This window comes from Exiguobacterium sp. FSL W8-0210, assembly GCF_038006045.1.
In the GTDB taxonomy this organism is placed as follows: domain Bacteria; phylum Bacillota; class Bacilli; order Exiguobacteriales; family Exiguobacteriaceae; genus Exiguobacterium_A.
Window position 1 is genome coordinate 2,219,109 of the sequence record NZ_JBBOUK010000001.1, and the last position, 21,074, is coordinate 2,240,182.

Annotated in this window: 21 protein-coding genes; 4 read left to right on the forward strand and 17 right to left on the reverse strand. The window is 46.7% G+C overall.

What is annotated here, in order from left to right; translation table 11 throughout:
- Positions 1-21 precede the first annotated feature (21 nt).
- Positions 22-570 (reverse strand): CvpA family protein, encoded by a 549-nt coding sequence (locus tag MKY22_RS11665; protein WP_023469004.1) that lies wholly within the window; start codon positions 568-570, stop codon positions 22-24.
- A gap of 3 nt (positions 571-573) precedes the next feature.
- On the reverse strand, positions 574-810 hold the full coding sequence (gene zapA, locus MKY22_RS11670; protein WP_029342308.1) for a cell division protein ZapA: 237 nt from the start codon (positions 808-810) through the stop codon (positions 574-576).
- 120 nt (positions 811-930) lie between these two features.
- Here zapA and rnhC point away from each other — a divergent pair, with 120 nt between their 5' ends.
- Positions 931-1,851: a ribonuclease HIII gene (rnhC, locus tag MKY22_RS11675; RefSeq protein WP_341088931.1), complete on the forward strand. Its 921-nt coding sequence runs from the start codon at positions 931-933 to the stop codon at positions 1,849-1,851.
- A gap of 22 nt (positions 1,852-1,873) precedes the next feature.
- Here rnhC and MKY22_RS11680 read toward each other — a convergent pair whose 3' ends face one another.
- Positions 1,874-2,509: a glutamate ligase domain-containing protein gene (locus tag MKY22_RS11680; RefSeq protein WP_341088932.1), complete on the reverse strand. Its 636-nt coding sequence runs from the start codon at positions 2,507-2,509 to the stop codon at positions 1,874-1,876.
- Complete coding sequence (locus tag MKY22_RS11685) at positions 2,457-3,341, reverse strand: Mur ligase family protein (protein ID WP_341088933.1); 885 nt, start codon at positions 3,339-3,341, stop codon at positions 2,457-2,459. Before MKY22_RS11685 ends, MKY22_RS11680 begins: the two co-directional genes overlap by 53 nt.
- Before the next feature lie 258 nt (positions 3,342-3,599).
- Here MKY22_RS11685 and MKY22_RS11690 point away from each other — a divergent pair, with 258 nt between their 5' ends.
- Both MKY22_RS11690 and MKY22_RS11695 read left to right on the forward strand, forming a co-directional pair.
- Positions 3,600-4,028 carry a MarR family winged helix-turn-helix transcriptional regulator gene (locus tag MKY22_RS11690; RefSeq protein WP_023469008.1) on the forward strand — a complete coding sequence of 143 codons (429 nt, stop codon included), beginning with the start codon at positions 3,600-3,602 and terminating at the stop codon, positions 4,026-4,028.
- Positions 4,025-5,212 carry an MFS transporter gene (locus MKY22_RS11695; protein ID WP_341088934.1) on the forward strand — a complete coding sequence of 396 codons (1,188 nt, stop codon included), beginning with the start codon at positions 4,025-4,027 and terminating at the stop codon, positions 5,210-5,212. Before MKY22_RS11690 ends, MKY22_RS11695 begins: the two co-directional genes overlap by 4 nt.
- Positions 5,213-5,278: 66 nt before the next feature.
- Here the strand turns inward: MKY22_RS11695 and pheT are convergent, their stop codons facing one another.
- The 8 genes from pheT to infC all read right to left on the reverse strand — a co-directional run bounded on the left by pheT (position 5,279) and on the right by infC (position 12,624).
- Complete coding sequence (gene pheT / locus MKY22_RS11700; protein ID WP_341088935.1) at positions 5,279-7,675, reverse strand: phenylalanine--tRNA ligase subunit beta; 2,397 nt, start codon at positions 7,673-7,675, stop codon at positions 5,279-5,281.
- A gap of 12 nt (positions 7,676-7,687) precedes the next feature.
- Entirely contained in the window at positions 7,688-8,710 is a 1,023-nt protein-coding gene (gene pheS, locus MKY22_RS11705; RefSeq protein ID WP_035396564.1) for a phenylalanine--tRNA ligase subunit alpha, read from the reverse strand.
- Positions 8,711-9,018: 308 nt separating this feature from the next.
- A complete protein-coding gene (locus MKY22_RS11710) occupies positions 9,019-9,804 on the reverse strand; it encodes a TrmH family RNA methyltransferase (RefSeq protein WP_445298381.1) in 786 nt (261 codons plus the stop codon).
- Positions 9,779-10,861, reverse strand: a complete 1,083-nt coding sequence (locus MKY22_RS11715) for a M42 family metallopeptidase (RefSeq protein ID WP_064299521.1) — start codon at positions 10,859-10,861, stop codon at positions 9,779-9,781. Before MKY22_RS11715 ends, MKY22_RS11710 begins: the two co-directional genes overlap by 26 nt.
- A gap of 12 nt (positions 10,862-10,873) precedes the next feature.
- On the reverse strand, positions 10,874-11,356 hold the full coding sequence (locus MKY22_RS11720) for a dUTP diphosphatase (protein ID WP_029342317.1): 483 nt from the start codon (positions 11,354-11,356) through the stop codon (positions 10,874-10,876).
- A 118-nt stretch (positions 11,357-11,474) separates the two neighbouring features.
- Positions 11,475-11,834 carry a 50S ribosomal protein L20 gene (gene rplT, locus MKY22_RS11725; protein ID WP_012371057.1) on the reverse strand — a complete coding sequence of 120 codons (360 nt, stop codon included), beginning with the start codon at positions 11,832-11,834 and terminating at the stop codon, positions 11,475-11,477.
- Between the two features lie 37 nt (positions 11,835-11,871).
- Positions 11,872-12,066 (reverse strand): 50S ribosomal protein L35, encoded by a 195-nt coding sequence (gene rpmI / locus MKY22_RS11730; RefSeq protein WP_023469015.1) that lies wholly within the window; start codon positions 12,064-12,066, stop codon positions 11,872-11,874.
- A 27-nt stretch (positions 12,067-12,093) separates the two neighbouring features.
- Positions 12,094-12,624 carry a translation initiation factor IF-3 gene (gene infC, locus MKY22_RS11735; protein WP_035406328.1) on the reverse strand — a complete coding sequence of 177 codons (531 nt, stop codon included), beginning with the start codon at positions 12,622-12,624 and terminating at the stop codon, positions 12,094-12,096.
- 434 nt (positions 12,625-13,058) lie between these two features.
- On the opposite strand from infC, the gene MKY22_RS11740 reads away from it, so the two are divergent.
- A complete protein-coding gene (locus tag MKY22_RS11740; RefSeq protein ID WP_341088937.1) occupies positions 13,059-14,528 on the forward strand; it encodes a catalase in 1,470 nt (489 codons plus the stop codon).
- Between the two features lie 47 nt (positions 14,529-14,575).
- Here the strand turns inward: MKY22_RS11740 and MKY22_RS11745 are convergent, their stop codons facing one another.
- The 5 genes from MKY22_RS11745 to nrdR form a co-directional block, all read right to left on the reverse strand.
- Positions 14,576-15,787 carry a right-handed parallel beta-helix repeat-containing protein gene (locus tag MKY22_RS11745; protein WP_341088938.1) on the reverse strand — a complete coding sequence of 404 codons (1,212 nt, stop codon included), beginning with the start codon at positions 15,785-15,787 and terminating at the stop codon, positions 14,576-14,578.
- A gap of 191 nt (positions 15,788-15,978) precedes the next feature.
- Entirely contained in the window at positions 15,979-17,919 is a 1,941-nt protein-coding gene (gene thrS, locus MKY22_RS11750) for a threonine--tRNA ligase (protein ID WP_341088939.1), read from the reverse strand.
- 311 nt (positions 17,920-18,230) lie between these two features.
- Positions 18,231-19,148, reverse strand: a complete 918-nt coding sequence (dnaI, locus tag MKY22_RS11755) for a primosomal protein DnaI (RefSeq protein ID WP_023469020.1) — start codon at positions 19,146-19,148, stop codon at positions 18,231-18,233.
- A 12-nt stretch (positions 19,149-19,160) separates the two neighbouring features.
- Entirely contained in the window at positions 19,161-20,522 is a 1,362-nt protein-coding gene (locus MKY22_RS11760; protein ID WP_064299518.1) for a replication initiation and membrane attachment family protein, read from the reverse strand.
- Between the two features lie 72 nt (positions 20,523-20,594).
- The gene (gene nrdR, locus MKY22_RS11765) at positions 20,595-21,071 is read right to left on the reverse strand and encodes a transcriptional regulator NrdR (RefSeq protein ID WP_023469022.1); all 477 of its coding nucleotides are present in this window, start codon (positions 21,069-21,071) and stop codon (positions 20,595-20,597) included.
- Positions 21,072-21,074 lie beyond the last annotated feature (3 nt).

Here is a 21,074-nt window from a genome sequence, read left to right on the forward strand (position 1 = left end):
TCCCATTTAACGGGAGCATGTTTATTTTATCAATCCAACTTTGTCCATCAGCCAATTCGCAAGGAGCGGTGTATGTTGGATGATGAAGCTTGCCAAACTAGAGTCTGCGATCGCATCCTGTATCGACTGAATCGGAACGAATGCCGCTAAGAACAAGAGCAAGAAGATGAAGATATACATCTCGATGAAGCCGAAGACGCCACCTAATAATCCTTTGACTTGTTTTAAGATCGGGACATTCGTCAACGAATCAAACATCGACAATAAGATCGCTAAGATGATTTTTGTACCGAAGAACAGGACGACGAACCAAAAGGCTTTATAGAACACTTCATCGAGTCGTGCTGAACTTGGAATTGCGAACATCGTCAAATCGATTCCCGCATCATCCAGCGTCGACGGATATGGAACCCACAAACGGAATTTCGTCGCCAGTTCCTCATAGAACGACAAGGCGACGATGAAGGAAATGATCAGGCTGAGCAAATGCCCGGCCTGCAATACGACTCCCCGTCGGACACCTGTCATGATGCCTAAGGCGAGAAGTAATAAGATAACGAAAGAAATCATAGTTTATAGTTCACCCAAATTCTTTTTTATTTTTACGTAATCACTACCAATATTAAGCGCCGCTAGGACGGCGATTTGACGAACGTCGAGTTGTGGTGCTTGTTCTCGGATTTCTCGAATTTTCGTATCGACGAGGAGACCCACTTCGCGTACGTGTTCTGGCGACTCCGTTCCGACAATCGTATAATCATTGCCTGCGATATGAATCGTCGTCCGGTTCAACCCTTCTGAATCAGCCATTTTTCTGTCCTCCTCATACTTTGCTTCTTTCATATAGTACCATCATTTTCGTTTTAGGAAAAGAAGTCCCCCATCGGTCTTAAGGATGGTATGCTTAATCCCGGAAAGGGAGGTTATCTCGTGGGAACTATCGTTTTACGCTTATCTAAAGAAAAGCAAGATCTCGTCATACAAGAGTTTAAACAAGGACAGACGAAGAGTCCACCGTATGCTCGTTTCGCCGCTAAAGTACCCGGATGTGTCATCACGATTTACAATTCTGGAAAAGTGATGTTTCAAGGAACCGAAGCCGAAACGATCGCTTCACTCTTCGGCACGGCTACACCGACTAAATCGAAGGAACCACTTGTTTCAACGTTACCAAATGGTTTTGCAGAATGGTCAGTCGCTGGCAGTGACGAAGTTGGAAAAGGCGATTTCTTCGGTCCACTCGTCGTCGTCGCTTCCTTCGTTGATCGAAAGCAGATTGCACTCCTTCGAGAACTGGGTGTACGTGACTCCAAGCACTTGAATGACACGGAGATTCGAAAGATCGCCCGTGATCTTCATGCCGTCATTCCGTACACATATCGTATCCTACACAATCCAGAATACAATCAAATGCAACGCACGATGACACAAGGAAAGATGACTGCCCTGATGCATAATGATGTCCTGCAGCGACTTCTTGACAAACTGGAGACGAAACCAGAAGCGATCTTGATAGATCAGTTTGCTGAAAAGACCGTTTACTATAAACACTTGTCTGGTGTCATCAATCCCGTTCGAGAAAATGTCTACTTCTCGACCAAGGCGGAACAACTCCATGTCGCCGTCGCTGCCTCCTCGATCATTGCTCGCGCCATCTTTTTGAAGGAGATGGACAAGTTGAGTGAAACAACAGGTGTCGTCATTCCGAAAGGTGCTGGTGCTAAAGTGGATCAAGTCGCTGCCTCACTGATTTTACGTTATGGAGCTGACAAACTTCGTGACTGGACGAAAGCCCATTTTGCGAATACGAAAAAGGCACAACAACTAGCTGCGAAACGAAACCGACCATGACCTTAACGGAATGGTCGGTTTTTTAAATGACGGACTTCCCTTCAGACAGTCGTTCTAATTCCGCAAGCAGTATGTGTTTTTCATTAAAAGGAATCGTTTTTGTACCGATTCGTTCTACCTCGTCATGACCTTTCCCGACGATGACGATGCGTTTCCCTTCGTGCGCCAAATGCGCTGCTTGTACAATCGCTTCGTGACGGGATGTATGACACCCTACTAAATGTTCACGTGAAATATCGACGATTAACTCTTCGATGATTCGATCCGGATTCTCTGTCCTCGCATCATGGACCGTTGCGATGATGTGTTCACAATATTTACTTGCGATTCGCCCCATCTCCGCTCGTTTCGTTCGATCACGCTCTCCAGCTGCACTTAAGACGACCGATAGCGACTCTCCGGAAGAAGTGAGTGCCTGCAAACATTTTTCTAGACCATCCGGTGTATGGGCATAATCGATATAAATCTCACAAGGTTCCCAGTCCAGTCGTTCGAGTCGTCCTTTCGGCAATTCCAGTTCTGGAATATGACGAATCAACGTATAGAGGTTGGCATCGCCTGCCCGCAACAATCCCATCGTCGCCGCTAAATTCGCTGCATTGAACTCACCTAGTAAAGCTGTCGGCACACGTGTTGTCGTCTCGTCGATCCCGCACATTGACGGTATCCGTCAGCCATTCGACCGCAATCTGTGACGTTCGGTGGGGTTTCGTCGTATACCAGATAACGGGTTGCAAAGGCGCAGCTTCTCGCATGACGCGACTCCAACCATCTTCTCGATTCAAGACGATGGTCCGACCATTTGACGCAGCGACTTGTTGAAACAACAAAGCTTTCGTCTTTGCGTAATCTTCCATTGAATGATGATAATCCAGATGATCATGCGTCAGGTTCGTAAATGCTGCCGAGTGGAAAGACACTCCCTCGACTCGACCTTCGGCTAGTGCGTGAGAAGACACTTCAATGATGCAATCCGTCACGCCTTTTTCAACCATTTCATATAACAGTCGATGTAAGATGATGGCTTCAGGCGTCGTATTCGGCGTCTCAATGAGTTCCTCGTCAATTCGTGCACCGACCGTGCTGATCATGCCGGCTTTCACACCTGTTGCTCGAAAGAGATCATACGCCAATTTCGTCGTCGTCGTTTTTCCGTTTGTTCCGGTTACACCGTAGACACGCATCTTTTGACTCGGTTGATCGTAAAAGCGATTCGCGACTTGACCTGCAAGTCGTTTCGTATCCGGCACGGTAATGACGGGTACCGGGCAATCCGAAAACGATCGTTCAGCTAAAATCGCCACAGCCCCGTTTTTGATTGCCTGATTGATATAATCGTGACCATCAACCGTGTAGCCGTTGATACAGATGAATAATCCGCCAGGTGTGATTTGTCGCGAATCGGTTGCGATATTCGTAATGAGTGGATTGATTGCTTCCTTTATAGTGAGTGGTAATAGTTCATTCAGAAGCTTCGCTAGTCGATTCATGATGTACTCTTCCCTTCTTGTCTCTTCTCTATGTCAAGATGAATTAGTCAACCAATCACATAAATAGTCGTATCCATTGTTTCAAGTAAATCAAATACTCTTTTACGGAACATACCCGCTTTAAGACCTGCTTAAATCTTTTATCATGCTAGAAAATTATTCTCTTCAATGCATGAAATGAGCGTTTCTTCCCTTGCACCTCTTAATCAGCTTTGATACACTCTTAAAGTTAACTAGTTAACTAAAAGGAGAAATAGGATGCTCTACACACAAGAAGATGTACTCGGACAACTATCAAAAGTCTCACGTCTCGTTAAACGAGAAATTGATGCTACCTTGCTTCCCTACTCGTTACATACGGGTCAATGGGCACTAATAAAAGCAGTCGCATTACTACAACCTGTTTCACAAGTCCAACTGGCCGATTATTTAATCATTGAAAAACCAGCTGTGACGAAAACCGTCTCACGTCTTGAGACGCTTGGTTTCATCACTCGGATAAAAGAAGGACGAACACACTTTGTCTCGTTGACACCTTTAGCCATTGAACGGTTCGACCAAATCGATGCTGCGGTCCAAGAGACCCACCAACGCTTACTCGCCTCCTTCTCCCTTACCGATCAGCAACAGCTTGGTGAATGGATGACGCACCTACTTACTCTACATCGACAGGAGGAATCTTCATGACCGCTCGGTTATTCTCACGTCATTACGTCATGACGCTGATCATTAACCTATTGCTCTTCATCACGTTTTATCTACTCAATGCCTCACTTCCACTACTCGCTGCTAAGCAGTTTCCGGTCTCCGCTTCAGCCCTCGGATGGATTGTGACGAGCTTCATCCTGGCAACCGTCTGTTCTCGTCCACTGATCGGTCACTGGTTAGATCGTTATGATTTAAAGCGTGTCTTAATGGTCTCTGCAAGTCTCTTTACATTAATGAGCCTCTGCTACTTGCTTGTCTTACCACTGGAATCATTCTTCTATTTAATCGTCATCCGTGTCATCCATGGCTTTAGTTTCGGGATGCTATCTTCTTCAATTAGTCTCGCCGTTACGACATTGATTCCAAAGACACGTCAAGGAGAAGGGATGGGCTATTTCGTCCTATCGATGAACTTGGCATCCGTCCTTGGTCCCGTCATCGGTCTAACCTTCATCCAGGAAAAAGCATTCATTCTTTACTTCGTGACGGTTGCCGCCCTAGCAGTCATCGCCTTGTTCTTAATGATGCGTCTACCGCTGACGAGTCAACATATTCCAAGTACTTCCGCGTTTCGTCTAAGCCAATCCCTCTTCTTATCACGTCCGCTTTTGTTGATAGCAACTCTTTTGGCAGGCGTTGCGATTTCTAGTACATCAGCGTTCATCTCACTGTATACGGACTCGATTGGCCATATCGCATATGCTTCTTATTTTTATGCGTTAGTCGCTCTCGGAATGGTCGGGATTCGACCAATTGCCGGAAAATTGTTTGATCAGCGAGGAGCTGCATTCGTGCTGTTGCCCTCGTATGTTCTTTATATGATAGGCTTTGTCATTCTCGGCATGTATCCTTCGTTTGCTGGTTTATTGACTGCTGCCATCATCATTGGTATCGGTTCTGCTTCCATCTTTCCGGGACTTCAAACTGTCCTTTTGAACTTCGCGCCGCCTGCACAGAAAGGGAAAGCCATCTCGACCTTTTTCCTTGCTTACGACACAGGTTTTGGAATCGGTGCCTTGATTCTTGCTACGGTCGCAAGCGGTATCGGCTATTCCAATATGTTCTTGTCCTGTAGTCTGATTGTTCTCATAAGTGGTCTACTGTATTTCACCTTTACGAAACGACAAGCTGCTTCATCTGAAACAGAAGAACTTGCTTCTTGAATCTGTCGTCAAACGAAAAACAGCCGCCTTCCTCTGAAAGGAAAGCGGCTGTTTGTTTTATCCTGATTATGCGCGAAGTTCCGCATTGAACGTTTCTTTCACTGCATCTACGACTCGCTGTTGCGCTGTCGTGATTTCTTCATCGACTAACGTCCGTTCTTTGTTTTGATAACGAAGGGAGAAGGCGAACGATTTTTTATGTTCTCCAACGTTCTCACCCGTATAGACATCGAACAATTCGATCGTCTGTAAAAGTGGACCGGCTGCTTCCGTCATGACATCGATGATGGATTGCGCCGTCACTGATCGCTCGACGACGATTGCTAAGTCACGTGTCATCGATGGGAAACGTGAGATTTCCGAGTAGACCTGTTCCTCTTTCGAACGCAGTGCCATCGCCTCTAATTCGAAGACGTACACTTCTTTTAGACCATACTGTTCTTTTGACAGACCAGGATGCACTTGACCGACGAATCCAATTGCTTCTCCGTCAAACAGAACGCGCGCCGTCCGTCCTGGGTGCATCGATGGAATGCTCGCTGCTTCGAACGTCAACGTGACACCAGACGCAGATGCGAGTGTCTCGACGATTCCTTTCATGACGAAGAAATCTGTTTTGACAAGTGTGCCATGGGCCCGGTGTTGTTCTGAGACACCGACTGCGACGCCGCCGATCATTTCTTGTTCGATCGGAAGTGTCTCAAGTGACGCATCCCGTTGCAGATAAACACTGCCGAGTTCATAAAACGCAACATCGGCATGCTGTCGTGCGACGTTATGTTGTGCGACTTCAAGGAGTCCCGGAATGAGGGACGTCCGCAGTGTCGAACGTGCTTCACTGATTGGCATCGCCAGTTTAACCGGATGCAAATCTTCCCGTTCATTGAATTGCATCGCGCGTTGTTCGCTCGTCAATGAATACGTGATCGCTTGCGAAAGACCTGCTCCCTGCAGTGTCCGGCGTAAATGACGACGGTGGATGTTTCGTTTTGGTAAGAAACCACGGCTCGCTTCAGACGGTAAGCTTGAAGTCAGGGCATCATATCCATAGAGACGTGCCACTTCTTCCGCTAAATCAGCTGGAATTTTCAAATCTTGGCGGCGAGTCGGTACGCTGACCGTCAAGGCATCCCCCGATAATTCAACACCGAGACCAAGACGTTCGAGTAACGTTTGCATGACCGTTCCTTCAATCTCCATACCAAGACGGTGATTGATGTACGAGACACTCGCTTCAATCAAGTGATCGTCAAGCTCGAGCGTTCCTGCTTGAGCGACACCAGCCTGAACCGCTCCACCCGAGAGTTCAGCAATCAAAGTTGCAGCACGATCGAGTGCTAACAAGACACGACGTGGATCGACGCCCTTTTCGAAACGAGCACTCGAGTCCGAGCGAAGTCCAAGAACACGGCTCGTCTTCCGGACGGAAATCGGTGCGAAGTAAGCTGATTCTAAAATGATCGATGTCGTGTTTTCATCGACTTCGGTATTCGCTCCACCCATGACACCAGCAAGCGCGACCGGGTGTTCACCGTCAGTGATGACCAGCATCGAAGAATCGAGCGTCCGCTCTACTTCGTCGAGCGTCGTGAACGACTCTCCTGCGTGCGCTTGACGCACGACGATCCGTTTTCCGAGTTTTTCAGCATCAAATGAATGAAGCGGTTGACCTGTCTCAAGTAAGACGAAGTTCGTAACGTCGACGACGTTGTTGATCGGACGAATGCCGTTCGCAATCAAGCGGTTTTTTAACCAAGTCGGTGACTCTTGAATCGTCACGCCTTGAATTTCTCGTGCCGCGTAGAACCGGCAGTCCTCTGAATCAAGCGTCACGTCGACTGCCATCGCAGTTTCTGCTTCGTTGACTTCAACGACCGGGAAAGTCGGTGTCGTATCGTAAAGCGCCGCCACTTCGTATGCGACACCATACATGCTGAGGCAGTCCGAACGGTTCGGCGTTAATCCAAGCTCGAGGATTTCATCACGTAGACCGAGTAACTCCAAAACGTCTTGTCCTGGTGTGACTGGTTCACGGAACGTATGGATTCCGTCCTGCTCATCTTCTCGGATATATTTCTTTTCGAATCCGAGTTCTTCGAGTGAACAGATCATCCCTTCCGAGACGACACCGCGCAATTTGGCACGTTTGATTTTAATACCTGGCAGGCGAGCTCCGACGCGCGCGACGATGACATCTTGTCCGGCTTCGACGTTCGGTGCACCACATACGATTTGGACCGGTTCGTCTTGTCCGATATCGACCGTCGTGACGTTCAATTTATCTGCTTCTGGGTGTTTTTCTTTCGTTAACACACGTCCGACAACGATGTTGTTTAACGCTTCATCCCGGACATCAACGCCTTCGACTTCAATTCCGCTCTTTGTAATCAAATCAGCCAAATCTTGTCCTGATGTGTGACTGACATCCACATATTCGTTCAACCATTGTTTTGAGACTAACATCTGCGTTCCCCCTTAAAACTGTTCGCTGAAGCGAACGTCATTCGTATAGAAGTGGCGAATATCATCGACACCGTATTTCAACATGGCAATCCGTTCGATACCCATTCCGAATGCGAAACCTGACATTTTCGTGCTATCATATTCGGCCATTTCGAGAACGTGAGGATGAACCATTCCAGCGCCCAGAATTTCAATCCATCCCGTCTGTTTACAGATGTTGCATCCTTTACCGCCACATTTGAAGCACGAGACGTCGACTTCGACGGACGGCTCCGTGAACGGGAAGAAACTTGGGCGTAAGCGGACTTCACGTGCTTCACCGAACATCTGCTTCGCGAAGGCTTCAAGCGTTCCTTTTAAATCTGCCATCGAAATCGATTCTCCGACGACGAGTCCTTCGACTTGCATGAATTGGTGCGAATGCGTCGCATCATCTTCGTCTCGACGATAGACTTTACCTGGGCAGAGAATGCGGATCGGTTCACCTTTAGAAGCGAGCATCGTCCGTGCTTGGACCGGTGACGTATGCGTTCGCATCAAAATTTCTTCCGTAATATAGAACGAGTCTTGCATATCACGTGCCGGGTGATCCTTCGGTAAATTTAACATCTCGAAGTTGAAAAGATCTTGCTCGACTTCTGGACCTTCGGCAATCGTATAACCGAGTCCGACGAAGATGTCTTCGATCTCATCCGTCACCTGTTGCAAGAGATGCGCATGACCGACCTTTTTCGGACGTCCTGGTAACGTGACGTCAATTGCTTCCGCTGCCAGTTTCGCATCCATTTCTTGTTGTTTGACAGCTGTCAGACGTTGTTCCAATTGCTCTTGGATCGCTTGACGAACTGTATTTGCGATCTCACCGACGACTGGTCGTTCTTCCGCTGATAACTTTCCCATTCCTCGTAATACTTCTGTGATTGGTCCCTTTTTCCCGAGATACTTGACTCGGACATCATTGAGATCTTTTTGTGTTGTTGCCTGATCGACTAATGTCAACGCTTCATCGCGTAATGCTTCTAATTGCTCGCGCATCTTTCCCACTCCTTTAGTTGAAGATATAAAAAAACGTCCCTCCGGCAAATGCCGAAGGGACGATGTAAACACCGTGGTACCACCCTTGTTTGACTTTTCAATCGAAAAGTCCTCCAATTGCGCGATAACGGGCGCATCCCGTCACGATCTCTCGTGCGACTCCGGAGTGAATTCGGTTAGCAGATTCACGAAGCAGTTTTCAGTCTACGACCGCTTCTCCCTGATTGAATCGTTCCCTAACGTACTCTGTTCCATCAACGTCCATGATGTATTCCTGATGTTCACTTTAGCATGAATGCTTGCCGGTTTCAATCCACGCTTGCAAAATGATAGAGCAAAATGCCAGCCGCTACTGCCGCATTCAATGACTCCGCTTTACCACGAATCGGGATGTAAGCACGCTCATCACAGTACGAGAGCAACTCTGGCGCAACGCCTTGTGCTTCATTCCCGATGATTAAACCGAGTGCGTCCATCGGTGCGATCCCTTGATAAGACGTCGCCCCTTCTAACGCCGTGCCGATTACCGCAATTCCTTGTTCGTGCAAGGCATTGACTGCCTCTTCAAGCGGCATGGAGATAACCGGTAGGTGGAACAGCGATCCTTGCGTCGCACGGATGACTTTTCCGTTATAGACGTCAACTGTTCCTGGTCCGACGACGACCCCATCGAATCCAGCTGCGTCTGCTGTCCGAATCATCGTCCCGACGTTCCCTGGATCTTGCAGACGATCGAGGAGCAGATAGCGTCCTCGCTCTAATTGTGCCGAAGCTTGTTTCATCTCACAGACAGCGAAGATGCCTTGCGACGTTTCCGTCTCAGCCAGTACTTTGATGACGGCTTCATCGATCGTAAAGACATCGGCATTTCGTTTCCAAGAACCGGGTACTTGGTACGATTCACGCACGATCAATTCCTTGACGATTCCGGCGCGAACAGCTTCTTCAATCAGATGTTCTCCTTCAATCAAGAAACGGTTCGTCTGCAGACGTCCTTTTTTCGTTAAGAGTTTTTTCCATTGTTTAACGATTTCGTTCTTTGCTGATGCGATGTGCTTCATTGTTTTATTACCCCTCGTAGATCGCTTGGACAGTCTCCGCATCTAAACGTTTTGTCACAGCAACGACTAGATCGACGGCTGCTTCGAAATCGGCTTTATGCATGATTGAGACATTCGTATGCAAGTAACGGATCGGTACAGTCAATGCAAGTGATGGAACACCTGTATTCGATAAGTGGAACTTCGCTGCATCCGTTCCGCCACCTGGTGTTAAGTCCAGTTGATACTTGATATTTTCTTCTGTTGCGACTTTCGTCACGAAATCGATCAATCCACGATGTGCGATCATCGACGCATCGAACATGATGACTTGAACGCCTTCACCTAATTTCGACAATGCCTCACGATCGGTCATTCCTGGTGTATCACCCGGGATACCTGTATCGACAGCAAAGGCGATTGATGGTTTAAGCAGGTGTGCGACAGTTTGAGCCCCACGTAATCCGACTTCTTCCTGAACAGTCGCTCCTGCGAAAATCGTGTTCGGATGTCCGTCTGCTTTTAAGCGTTTGATTGCTTCGATTGCGATGGCACAACCAATCCGGTTGTCCCACGCTTTTGCCATCAAGAAGTTCTCATTTTTCATCACAGTAAATTCGCAATGTGGAACGACCGTATCACCCGGACGAATTCCCCAACCATCGACTTCTTCTTTTGATGAAGCACCGATATCGATGAACATGTCTTTAATGTCGACCGGCTTATTGCGCGCTTCCGGTGGTAAAACATGAGGTGGTTTTGCACCGATTACACCTGGAATGACTTCACCAGATGACGTCACAATATTCATACGCTGTGCCAAGAGGACCTGTCCCCACCAACCGCCGAGTGGTTGGAAACGAAGGAATCCTTTTTCATCAATCTTCGTGACCATGAATCCGACTTCATCCATGTGACCCGCAATCAATACACGTGGTGCATCTTCGCCTGCGCCTTTATGTTCAGCAAAGAGACTACCGAGACCATCCTGGTGGAATGCTTCTGCATGAGGTTCTAGATATTCACGCATGAGGCTCCGGACTTCTTTTTCGTTTCCCGGTACACCTGTTGCGTCCGTGAGACGTTTTAGCATATGTAATTGTTCATTCATCTGATTTCCTCCTTAGTAACCGTTGTCTTGTCGCACATGGTTTGCTTCATTTTTAGAAATATAAGCCTTGAAAATCATATCCTGTGTAAAGCCTAGTGTAGCACCTAATGCAAGGTATGCACCAATTAGAACATCATAACTTTGTTCCGTCCGCGAAATCGCAAAGACGTTCGTTTTGTTATAGACGTCTAAAAAAGCATCTGTTGCTGTCAAATAGAAGTCACCTTCTGTAAAATGACTCTTCTTGTACTCAAGCGCTAGACCTAGTGAGAGTAGAAAATGGACGCCATCGACATATTCCTCAAGAATTGTGACTTGAGCGGATGGTCCCTTCTTCGACCAGAACTTAAAGCAACGTGTCTCGTTCGCAAGTTCACCGAGTTCGACCAATAAGGCAAGCAGACGCTCGTCGAATTGATTGCCTGTCAATTGATGTTCTGACTGAATCCGTTTATCCAACTGTTCTTGCATCTCAAAAAGTGTCAACCAATCCATCTTTAATTCTCCTTCTATCTAAAAAAATCATATGACCGTCTCATCGACGTGCCTTCTTATTTTATCATTAAATCGAAAAAAACGTCGGAGAATTAAATTCCCCGACGAATTGTAGAACTTAAGCGTTCAATTTTGCTTTTGCTGTGTCAGCAAGTGAAGCAAATGCAGTTGCATCTGTAACTGCGAGGTCAGCGAGCATCTTACGGTTAACGTCGATACCTGCTAATTTAAGACCATGCATCATGCGGCTGTAAGAAAGACCGTTGATACGTGCTGCCGCATTGATCCGAGTGATCCAGAGGCGACGGAAGTCACGTTTCTTTTGACGACGGTCACGGTAAGCGTACATGAGAGATTTCATGACTTGCTGTTTCGCAACCTTGAAGAGTGTATGTTTCGAGCCGTAGTAGCCCTTAGCTAATTTGAGTTGTTTTTTACGACGTTGACGAGTCGTATATCCGCCTTTTACGCGTGGCATATAAATTCCCTCCTAAATCTGTATACGATTGGATAAATTACTTCGCGATCATGTGACGGATGCGTTTGAAGTCACCCGTAGATACCATGCTAGCTTTACGTAATTTACGTTTCGCTTTTGTTGATTTGTTACCGAACAAGTGGCTTGTGTAAGCACGACCACGTTTCAATTTGCCAGAAGCAGTACGTTTGAAACGTTTAGAAGCACCGCGGTGCGATTTCATTTTAGGCATGAGAGATTCCCTCCTACTTCGATTCGATTAGTCTTCTTTCTTAGGAGCAAGCACGAGGAACATGCTGCGTCCTTCCATCTTCGGTCTCTGTTCCACAACACCGAACTCACTTAAATCCGTTGCGAGGCGTTCGAGAACGCGTCTACCGATTTCCGAGTGAGTGATGGCACGACCGCGGAAACGAATACTCGCTTTCACTTTGTTACCATTCTCCAAGAATTTCTTCGCATTACGGAATTTCGTTTGGAAGTCGTTCTCCTCGATCGTCGGGCTAAGACGAACTTCTTTCATCTGAATCACTTTCTGATTCTTCCGAGTTTCTTTGTCCTTCTTTTGCATCTCGAAACGGTATTTACCGTAGTCCATGATCTTACAAACTGGCGGTGTCGCTTGTGGAGCGACCATGACGAGGTCAAGTTCCGCTTCCTCTGCGAGACGTAGCGCTTCGTTGCGTGATTGGACACCTAGTTGAGCACCATCCGCTCCGATAAGACGAACTTCCCGGGCACGGATGCTTTCATTGATTAACAGATCTTTGCTAATGGTTAGCACCTCCATCGTGCATTGCACGAAAAATGAATGATAGAAAACGCTATAAAAAAAGCGTCGGCAGTTCTTCCCGCCCACACTCACAAGGAACGTCAAAGCATAGCAGTCGCTACACATTGCGTATCTTCATGATGAACCAGTACGAGTCGTCATACATGGTGAGAAGCGGGATGCTTCTGCTTTGTTGTCATTTCACTTTGCTATCATAGCACTTGTTTTCCCGTGATGTCAAGCCGCTTTCTATGTTCTTACAGAACGTTGCTCACATACTTGATTATAATAGCAATCCTTTGACGGATAAGCAAGAAGTTTCTAACCTGTTTTTCACGGGTACACTCTTAACATGAAAAAAAAGATTCAGAACATTCGCAAGCAAAATTGTTTATTTAGAATGATTATTGTTTTATAATCAATTTAATCTTACATAAGGGGGAGAATAACAGATGACTGAAAAACGATTAACGACCAATCAAGGTGTACCAATCGGAGACAACCAGAATTCACGTACGGCTGGACGTCGCGGACCAACGTTATTAGAAGACTATCAATTAATTGAAAAGATGGCCCATTTCGACCGGGAACGTGTACCTGAGCGTGTCGTACACGCTCGTGGATTCGGTGCTCACGGTGTCTTCACTGTCAAAAACTCAATGAAAAAGTACACGAAAGCTGCGTTTTTACAAGAAGAAGGGACAGAAGTTCCTGTTTTCGCCCGTTTCTCGACTGTTATTCACGGCACGCATTCTCCAGAGACACTCCGCGATCCACGTGGATTCTCTGTCAAGTTCTATACAGAAGAAGGAAACTGGGATTTCGTCGGGAACAACCTTCCTGTCTTCTTCATTCGTGACGCTATGAAGTTCCCGGATATGGTCCATTCACTTAAACCAGATCCACGCACGAATATTCAAGATCCCGACCGTTACTGGGACTTCATGACACTTCGTCCGGAATCGACGAACATGCTCATGCATCTCTTTACGGATGAAGGGATTCCTGCAAGTTACCGTAAAATGCGTGGTTCTTCCGTCCATTCATTCAAATGGGTGAACGCTCATGGCAATACGGTTTACGTCAAACTACGCTGGGTACCGAAAGCTGGCATTCATAATCTCTCAGCAGAAGAAGCGACAGAGATTCAAGGAAAAGACTTCAACCATGCTTCAAACGATACGTTCCAAGCGATTGAAGATGGCGATTACCCGGAATGGGATCTGTTCGTACAGGTACTCGATCCGGCTGACGTCGATCAGTTCGATTTCGATCCGCTCGACGCGACAAAAGACTGGTTTGAAGATGTCATCCCGTTCCAACACGTCGGTACGATGACATTAAACAAAAACGTCGATAACTACTTCGCTGAAACGGAATCTGTCGGATTCAACCCAGGTGTCTTGATTCCAGGGATGTTGCCATCTGAAGATAAGTTGTTACAAGGTCGCTTGTTCTCTTACTCGGACACACAACGCTACCGTATCGGAACGAACTACCAACAACTTCCGATCAACTGTCCGTTCGCACAAGTGAACAACTACCAGCGTGATGGTGCAATGCCAGTCGGTCAGCAAACGAGTCCGGTGAACTACGAACCAAACCGTTATCAAGAAGAACCAAAAGAAACACCAGAGTATACGGAAGAAAACCAACCGCTGCTTGATGATAAACACGGTCGTCTCGAAATCGAGAAGACGAACAACTTCGGTCAAGCCGGCGAAGTATACCGTCGTCTGACAGAGGAAGAACAAGCCGCTCTTCTGAAGAACCTCGTCAATGATCTCGAGCAAGTTCGTCATGAGAATACGGTCTTGCTCGCAATCTGTAACTTCTACCGTGCTGATGCTTCACTCGGTCAGAAACTATCAGAAGCGCTTCAAGTCGATATCGAACCGTTCTTGCAACAAATGCGTTCATAACGTAAAACAAGCACCCTCGACGCTAGTCTTGGGTGCTTTTGCTTGGTTTAGTACGGAACAAAGTCATATCGTTCAGCTGTTGCATACGTATATTCGTTTAGTTTCGTAAATAAGACGATTCTATTTAATTGAACATCTTTGGCAGTATTTTGTTGCATGTACTGTTTTTCTGTTTCCGTAAATGAGTTATAAATTGGTGCATATCCATCGCTTTGAAACGGTTGCATTTGAATCGCACGATCGGCGTTTTCGAATGTATTATAGCGAATCGTCCCACCGATGATGCCTCGCCCTAAAATCGTCATTGCTTTTCCGTCTGCCCGGTGTACATCTCGAATCGTATTGTTGATGACGGTCGGATTTTTCCAGTTCATCATCGAAATGGCATAATCCTTCGTCTTTTCGATCAAGTTATTTTCAATCCGGATATTCGTGTGTAAACGATTCTCTGTATATTGATGTGTGCCAATGGCGACGTTGATGTTAGAAAAAACATTGTTTCGAATCGTGATATCCGAATTTGGTGTACCATCTTGAGCAGACCACTTCCACGGAAAACCTTTCGTGATTGGATCCGGTGTATCTAAGTTAATCGATTCATTTGGTCCTGTATTCGCTATCATTGTCGCATCCACGAACTTCATATTTTCAATCGTCGCGTTTTTCGTCGCGTCTAACTCCATCGCATGTGATCCTTTTTGATTACGCACTGTGATGCCACCGATATATAAATTTTGGTTGTGTGCAATCGCAAAGGCAGATCCTCGCGAAAAGCCGTTTAAGTCGATTTGTGCGTTTCCTTTTCCGATGATCCGCGCATTTTTCGTACCATTGTATTTCGACATTTTTTTATTCAGCCGTAACACAGACGGTGCTACTAAATCAAAGACACTCGTTGTCGCACTGATTTTCGACGTCCCCGTTTCAGATGTCTTTTTGATGATGACTCCGTCTTCTAAAATGACCGTCGTGTTCGATGGGATTCCGACACGCAGTGGAGATAGATACGTTCCTTTTTTTAGAACAAGCGTGCCTCCCCCTTCTTTTTCAAGTCTTTCTAAATAAGAACGCATCGTATAATGATTCCGGGTTTTCGCATTATACGTCGTGTATTTTCGAATCAAGGGATCAATAGGCTTTGTTGCAGGATCAATATAATACGTCTTTTTAGTTGTCGCTGCTTTGGGCTGTTCAGCTGAAGTTCCCATGAACAAGAGGGAAGCAGCAAGCGTTACTGTCAGTGTTCGTTTCAATGTCATACGTCCTTTCTACTCATAAACAAATTTATCCATTTCCCATTACATTCTAATCCTTTTCCAAATAAAAATAAATATTTCCATCTTCTTTTTTTAAAAACTAACTCTCTTGTTTATCGGATCTACTCCATTTGTTTTAAAGGATATACAAAAAACCGATCATCCCGTAAAACGGAACAATCGGTATTACGTCATTATTTTGAACGGTTCGCGATTTCTTGCTCTAAATCAGCGACGAATTGTTCAAGTGATGCGTTGCTTGAGTCTTTTGAACCGTAGCGACGAATGTTGACTTCGCGCGATTCGACTTCTTTGTCACCTAGAACGAGCATGACTGGTACTTTATTGACTTGTGCTTCACGAATCCGATAACCGAGTTTCTCGTCACGGAAATCTGTTTCGACACGAATTCCTTTTTTCAGCAAGATCGCTTTGATTTCACGGGCATAGTCTTCATGCACTTTAGAAACCGGAATCAATTTCACCTGGACCGGTGCGAGCCATGTTGGGAACGCGCCTTTGTATTCTTCGATCAAGTATGCGACGAATCGTTCCATCGTCGAAACGACACCACGGTGTAAGACGACCGGACGGTGATCTTGTCCGTCATTTCCTTTGTACGTCAATTCGAATCGCTCTGGTAAGAGGAAGTCGAGTTGGACTGTCGAAAGCGTCTCATCTTTACCAAGTGCTGTCCGAACTTGCACGTCAAGCTTTGGTCCGTAGAAGGCAGCTTCGCCTTCTGCTTCGAAGTATTCGAGTTCGAGCTCATCCATTGTTTCTTTCAACTCACGTTGCGCCATTTCCCAAATCGCATCGTTATCGAAGTACTTCTCTTTATCCGCTGGGTCACGGTACGAAAGACGGAATTTGTAATCCGTGATTCCGAAGTCAGCATAGACTTCTTGAATGAGGTGAACGATGGCTTTGAACTCATCTTTCATTTGGTCAGGACGGACGAACGTATGTCCATCGTTAAGGACCATATAACGAACACGCTGAAGACCAGTCAAGGCACCAGACATTTCGTAACGGTGCATGCCACCAAGCTCCGCGACACGAAGCGGTAAATCACGGTACGAACGCGGTTCGTTCTTGTAGACCATCATGTGGTGTGGACAGTTCATCGGACGAAGAACGAGTTCTTCATTGTCCATCTCCATTTTCGGGAACATGTCATCTTGATAGTGATCCCAGTGACCCGATGTCTTGTATAGATCGACTGAACCGAGAACCGGTGTATAGACGTGCTCATATCCAAGTTCGAGTTCTTTATCGACGATATAACGTTCGACCGTCCGACGGATCGCTGCTCCTTTTGGTAGCCACATCGGGAGTCCTTGACCGACTTCTTGAGAAGTGAAGAACAAGCCAAGTTCCTTCCCGAGTTTCCGGTGATCCCGTTCTTTTGCTTCAGCGAGGAAGTGGAGGTGTTGTTTCAACTGATCTTTTGTTGCCCATGCCGTACCGTAAATCCGTTGTAACATCTTGTTTTTCGAATCACCACGCCAGTAAGCACCAGCAATGCTCATCAATTTGAAGACTTGTAGCTTCGCTGTCGCTGGAACGTGTGGTCCACGGCAGAGATCGAAGAATTCGCCTTGACGGTAAATCGTCAAATCCTGATCAGCAGGAATCGACTCGATCAATTCAATCTTCAACGGATCATTGAGTTCTTTATAGATGGCGAGTGCCTCGTCACGCGAAACGACTTCGCGTTCGATCGGCAAGTTCTCACCCGCAATTTTATTCATCATTTTCTCGATTTCTGGTAAGTCTTCTTCTGTCAGACGACGTTCCATATCGATGTCATAGTAAAAACCATTCTCGATTGTCGGTCCAATTCCAAGATGAATCGTTTCATCCGGATACAGACGTTTGATGGCTTGTGCCATCAAATGAGCTGATGAGTGACGAATCAAGTCGAGCCCTTCTTCTGAATCCGGCATGATCAATTCAATTGTACCGTCCTCTTCGATTGGACGACGGTAATCGATGGCGTGCCCGTTTAGTTTGGCAGCAAAGGCTTTTTTACGAAGACCTGGGCTGATCGAAGCTGCCACTTCTTCAGCTGTCGTGCCGGCTGCAAATTCCTTTACGGCGCCGTCTGGAAATGTAAGTGCGATGTTTGACATGACTGTTTCCCCCTTTTACAAAATAAAAAAGACTCATCCCTAAAAAGGGACGAGTCTTAATCTCGTGGTACCACCCTCGTTCCCGGACCATGCACTGGTTCGGCTCGAACACGCGTTAACGGGCGTGAGGCGCAAACGGATTAGCCCCGTTCGTGCTATGAGGGAGTAAAGACATGAATGATGCCATGAGAAGCTTCCACCGTTCTTCTCTCGCTAGTTTGGTTCATTTCATACTTCATATCCTCAATCGTTGCATCGTCTATTGACGTGTCATTAGTATAACGAATCCGTTGCTTCCTTGACAAGGAAAATTAGTAGCGACGTCGATTTTCACCAAGGAACTCGATTGGTTGCGTCGTCGTCCGGATTCGTTCCATCAGTCGTGCAGCCTTTAATTTATCGCCTTGATCGTTCGTGATCCCGAAATGGAGCTCGAGTTCATCATAAGATAAGTTCGAGCTGAATAATGTCGGCAGACGATGCATCATGCGATACTGCAAAATGATCCCGAACAATTCATCCCGTACCCACGGACTGATCGATTCAGCACCGATATCGTCAATCAACAAGACTGGAATCGTTTGAAATCCTTCGAGGAATGTATCAAACGAGTCAGACCGAATCCTCCGTTTCGCTTCAGCGACAAACCCCGGGGCATGGACGAGAATCGTTGCAATCCGTTCTTTTTTCAAAGCATTCCCGATCGCAGCCAAGAGGTATGTTTTCCCGACACCAAAGCTACCATGAAGGTACAATCCCTTTACATGCTCTTTTGAGCGCAAATGATTGAGGAACTGCGACGCCGCACGTAAAGCGAGCTTCCGGTCCGTCGTCGACAAGTCGAAATCGCTGAAGTTCGCATCGCGCACTTCGTCCGGCAGGAACAGACTCTTGAACTTTTTCTCAAGTGCACGTTCATCTTCTCGGTCTTTGAGCGCTTGTGACTTCTCATACGAAACGACGATTTGTCCTTTTTCGACGTGCAGGATCGGCTGATAGCCTTCGATGACGGCTTTACTTTCGATCAGTCGATTCCCATCCATTTGTTCCGCGTATTCGTTCAGTTTGAGCATTCCCCGCTCGATCATCCGTTGATCGATCTCTGGATGGGTCCGTAAGAACATGACGACCCCCGGATGAGACAACACCCGTTGTTGGATCGCTCGAACCGATTCTGCAACGTCTGGTCGACTTAATATTTTTTCGATAGATGATTGGATATGTTCCATGTCCCGACTCCTTTAGTTCCCCTTCAGTTCTCGTAAGATTCGTTCCATCTCTTCATCGTCTGGAACATCCGCTTCGAAACTCGCTTTTTTAGAGGCTTCATACTGTTGCTGTTTCGCCTTCTCTTCTTGCAACCACTTCGGGTTCGGACCGCCGTTCGTATTGCTGGTCCGTCCCCGACGTCCACCAACGGTCTGACGCGCTCGTTCTTGTTTTTGCTCCTGCTTCTTCGCAATCAAATCATCTTGCTCCTGCGTCTTCGCCAGTGCCTCGGATGCTGTCACGTACCCTTTCTGTTTCCAATCATCGACGATGGATAAGAGGAAGTTCTTACTGAAGCGATTGTCTTTTTTGACGACGAGCGCATAGTAGTAGGCGGCATTGACGATCCCAGACGACATCTCATAATCGATGATCAATTGTTGGATCAACTCTTCATCTCGCTCTGATAACGCTTTGACCTTCCGCAACTTCGCGACATAATGCTTCGGATGGGTGCTTTCCATCGTTTCCGTCGCTTCGACGTCTCCGACCTCGATCGTATCGAGTGAGGCGACCTTCGCTTTTTTCTCGCGGCTGAGTTTTTGTTTCGCTGACAACATCATCTGTTTGCAACGTTCTTGTTTCTCAGCATCGGTCATCGGCAAGTATGCTTCGTGACGGAAACGGGCATTCAACAGTTCCGCCATCAATGCTTCATTCGACTGCGTGACGTACGCAAGCTTTACGAGCAGATGATCGATTGCCTTTGAATAAAACGAGCGTGGCAAAAAGCGATCGGTTTGACGTTTCATCTCTTCTAAATCAAACGAATAATCGAATTCATATACTGCTCGTTCCTGTTTCGCATAGGCCTTCGGCTGATGAGCGGAAGCAAGACCAGCTTTCACATCGAACACTTGATCAAACCGGACCGTCCGATCAACGATATTCTTCGGAAGCGGCTCCGTCCGGAAACGATGCTGGAGTGAGCGGAACCGGATTTCACCGACACGGTAGAATAGCAGACTCGATAACACCCCGTCATTCAAGAAAGTGTTCGGCGCAAGCGGCACCCGGATTTGATAAATATAGCGATACGCGGCTTGGCGCGCTTCGAACGTCCGGATCAACCCGATCCCTTCTAGCTTGAATAACTCTTCCTTGAACTCATCGACGGAAAAACCGAGTAGCGTTCCGAGTTCTGCATGGGAAATATACTGGGATTTCGTTTTCCCTGGGATCATCTCGCTCCAAAACGTTTGATAGAGTCCAAGTGCTTTGACACCAATGATCGGCTGGTACAAATAATATAAAGATTGATAGGCTTCACGGTCGACGACACCATTGCTCATCACTAAGCAAAGATCGGTACCGGAAAGTTCACGTTCTACCATCTGACTCGTCCTTTCCTTAGGGAGAAAAAGAGAGGTGCGCTGACCGGACAGACGACCTCTCTTATATCACGTTCAATTTTCACGGTCATTTTCTTGATGTCGCTCCATCAGCTCAGAGAGCTCTTGGAAGAAGACATTGATGTCCTTGAATTGTTTATAGACACTCGCAAAGCGGACGTATGCTACTTCATCGACGGAAGCTAATTCATTTAACACGAGACGTCCTACCTGCTCACTTGGAATCTCATGCTGAGCCGTCGCCCGCAATGCCTTTTCGACCCGACTGACGACTGTTTCTAGCTGTTCAATCGAAATCGGTCGTTTTTCACATGCACGCACTAGTCCCCGCAAAATTTTATCACGATTGAACTCGTCGCGCGTTCCGTCTTTCTTTACGATGATTAAAGGGGTCTGTTCGACCATTTCGAAAGTCGTAAAGCGATAGCCGCAAGACTCACATTCACGTCTCCTCCGAATCGAACCGAAATCCTGGACCGGTCTTGAGTCCAGTACTTTTGTTCCGTTAAAATTACAGGCTGGACAGCGCATCCC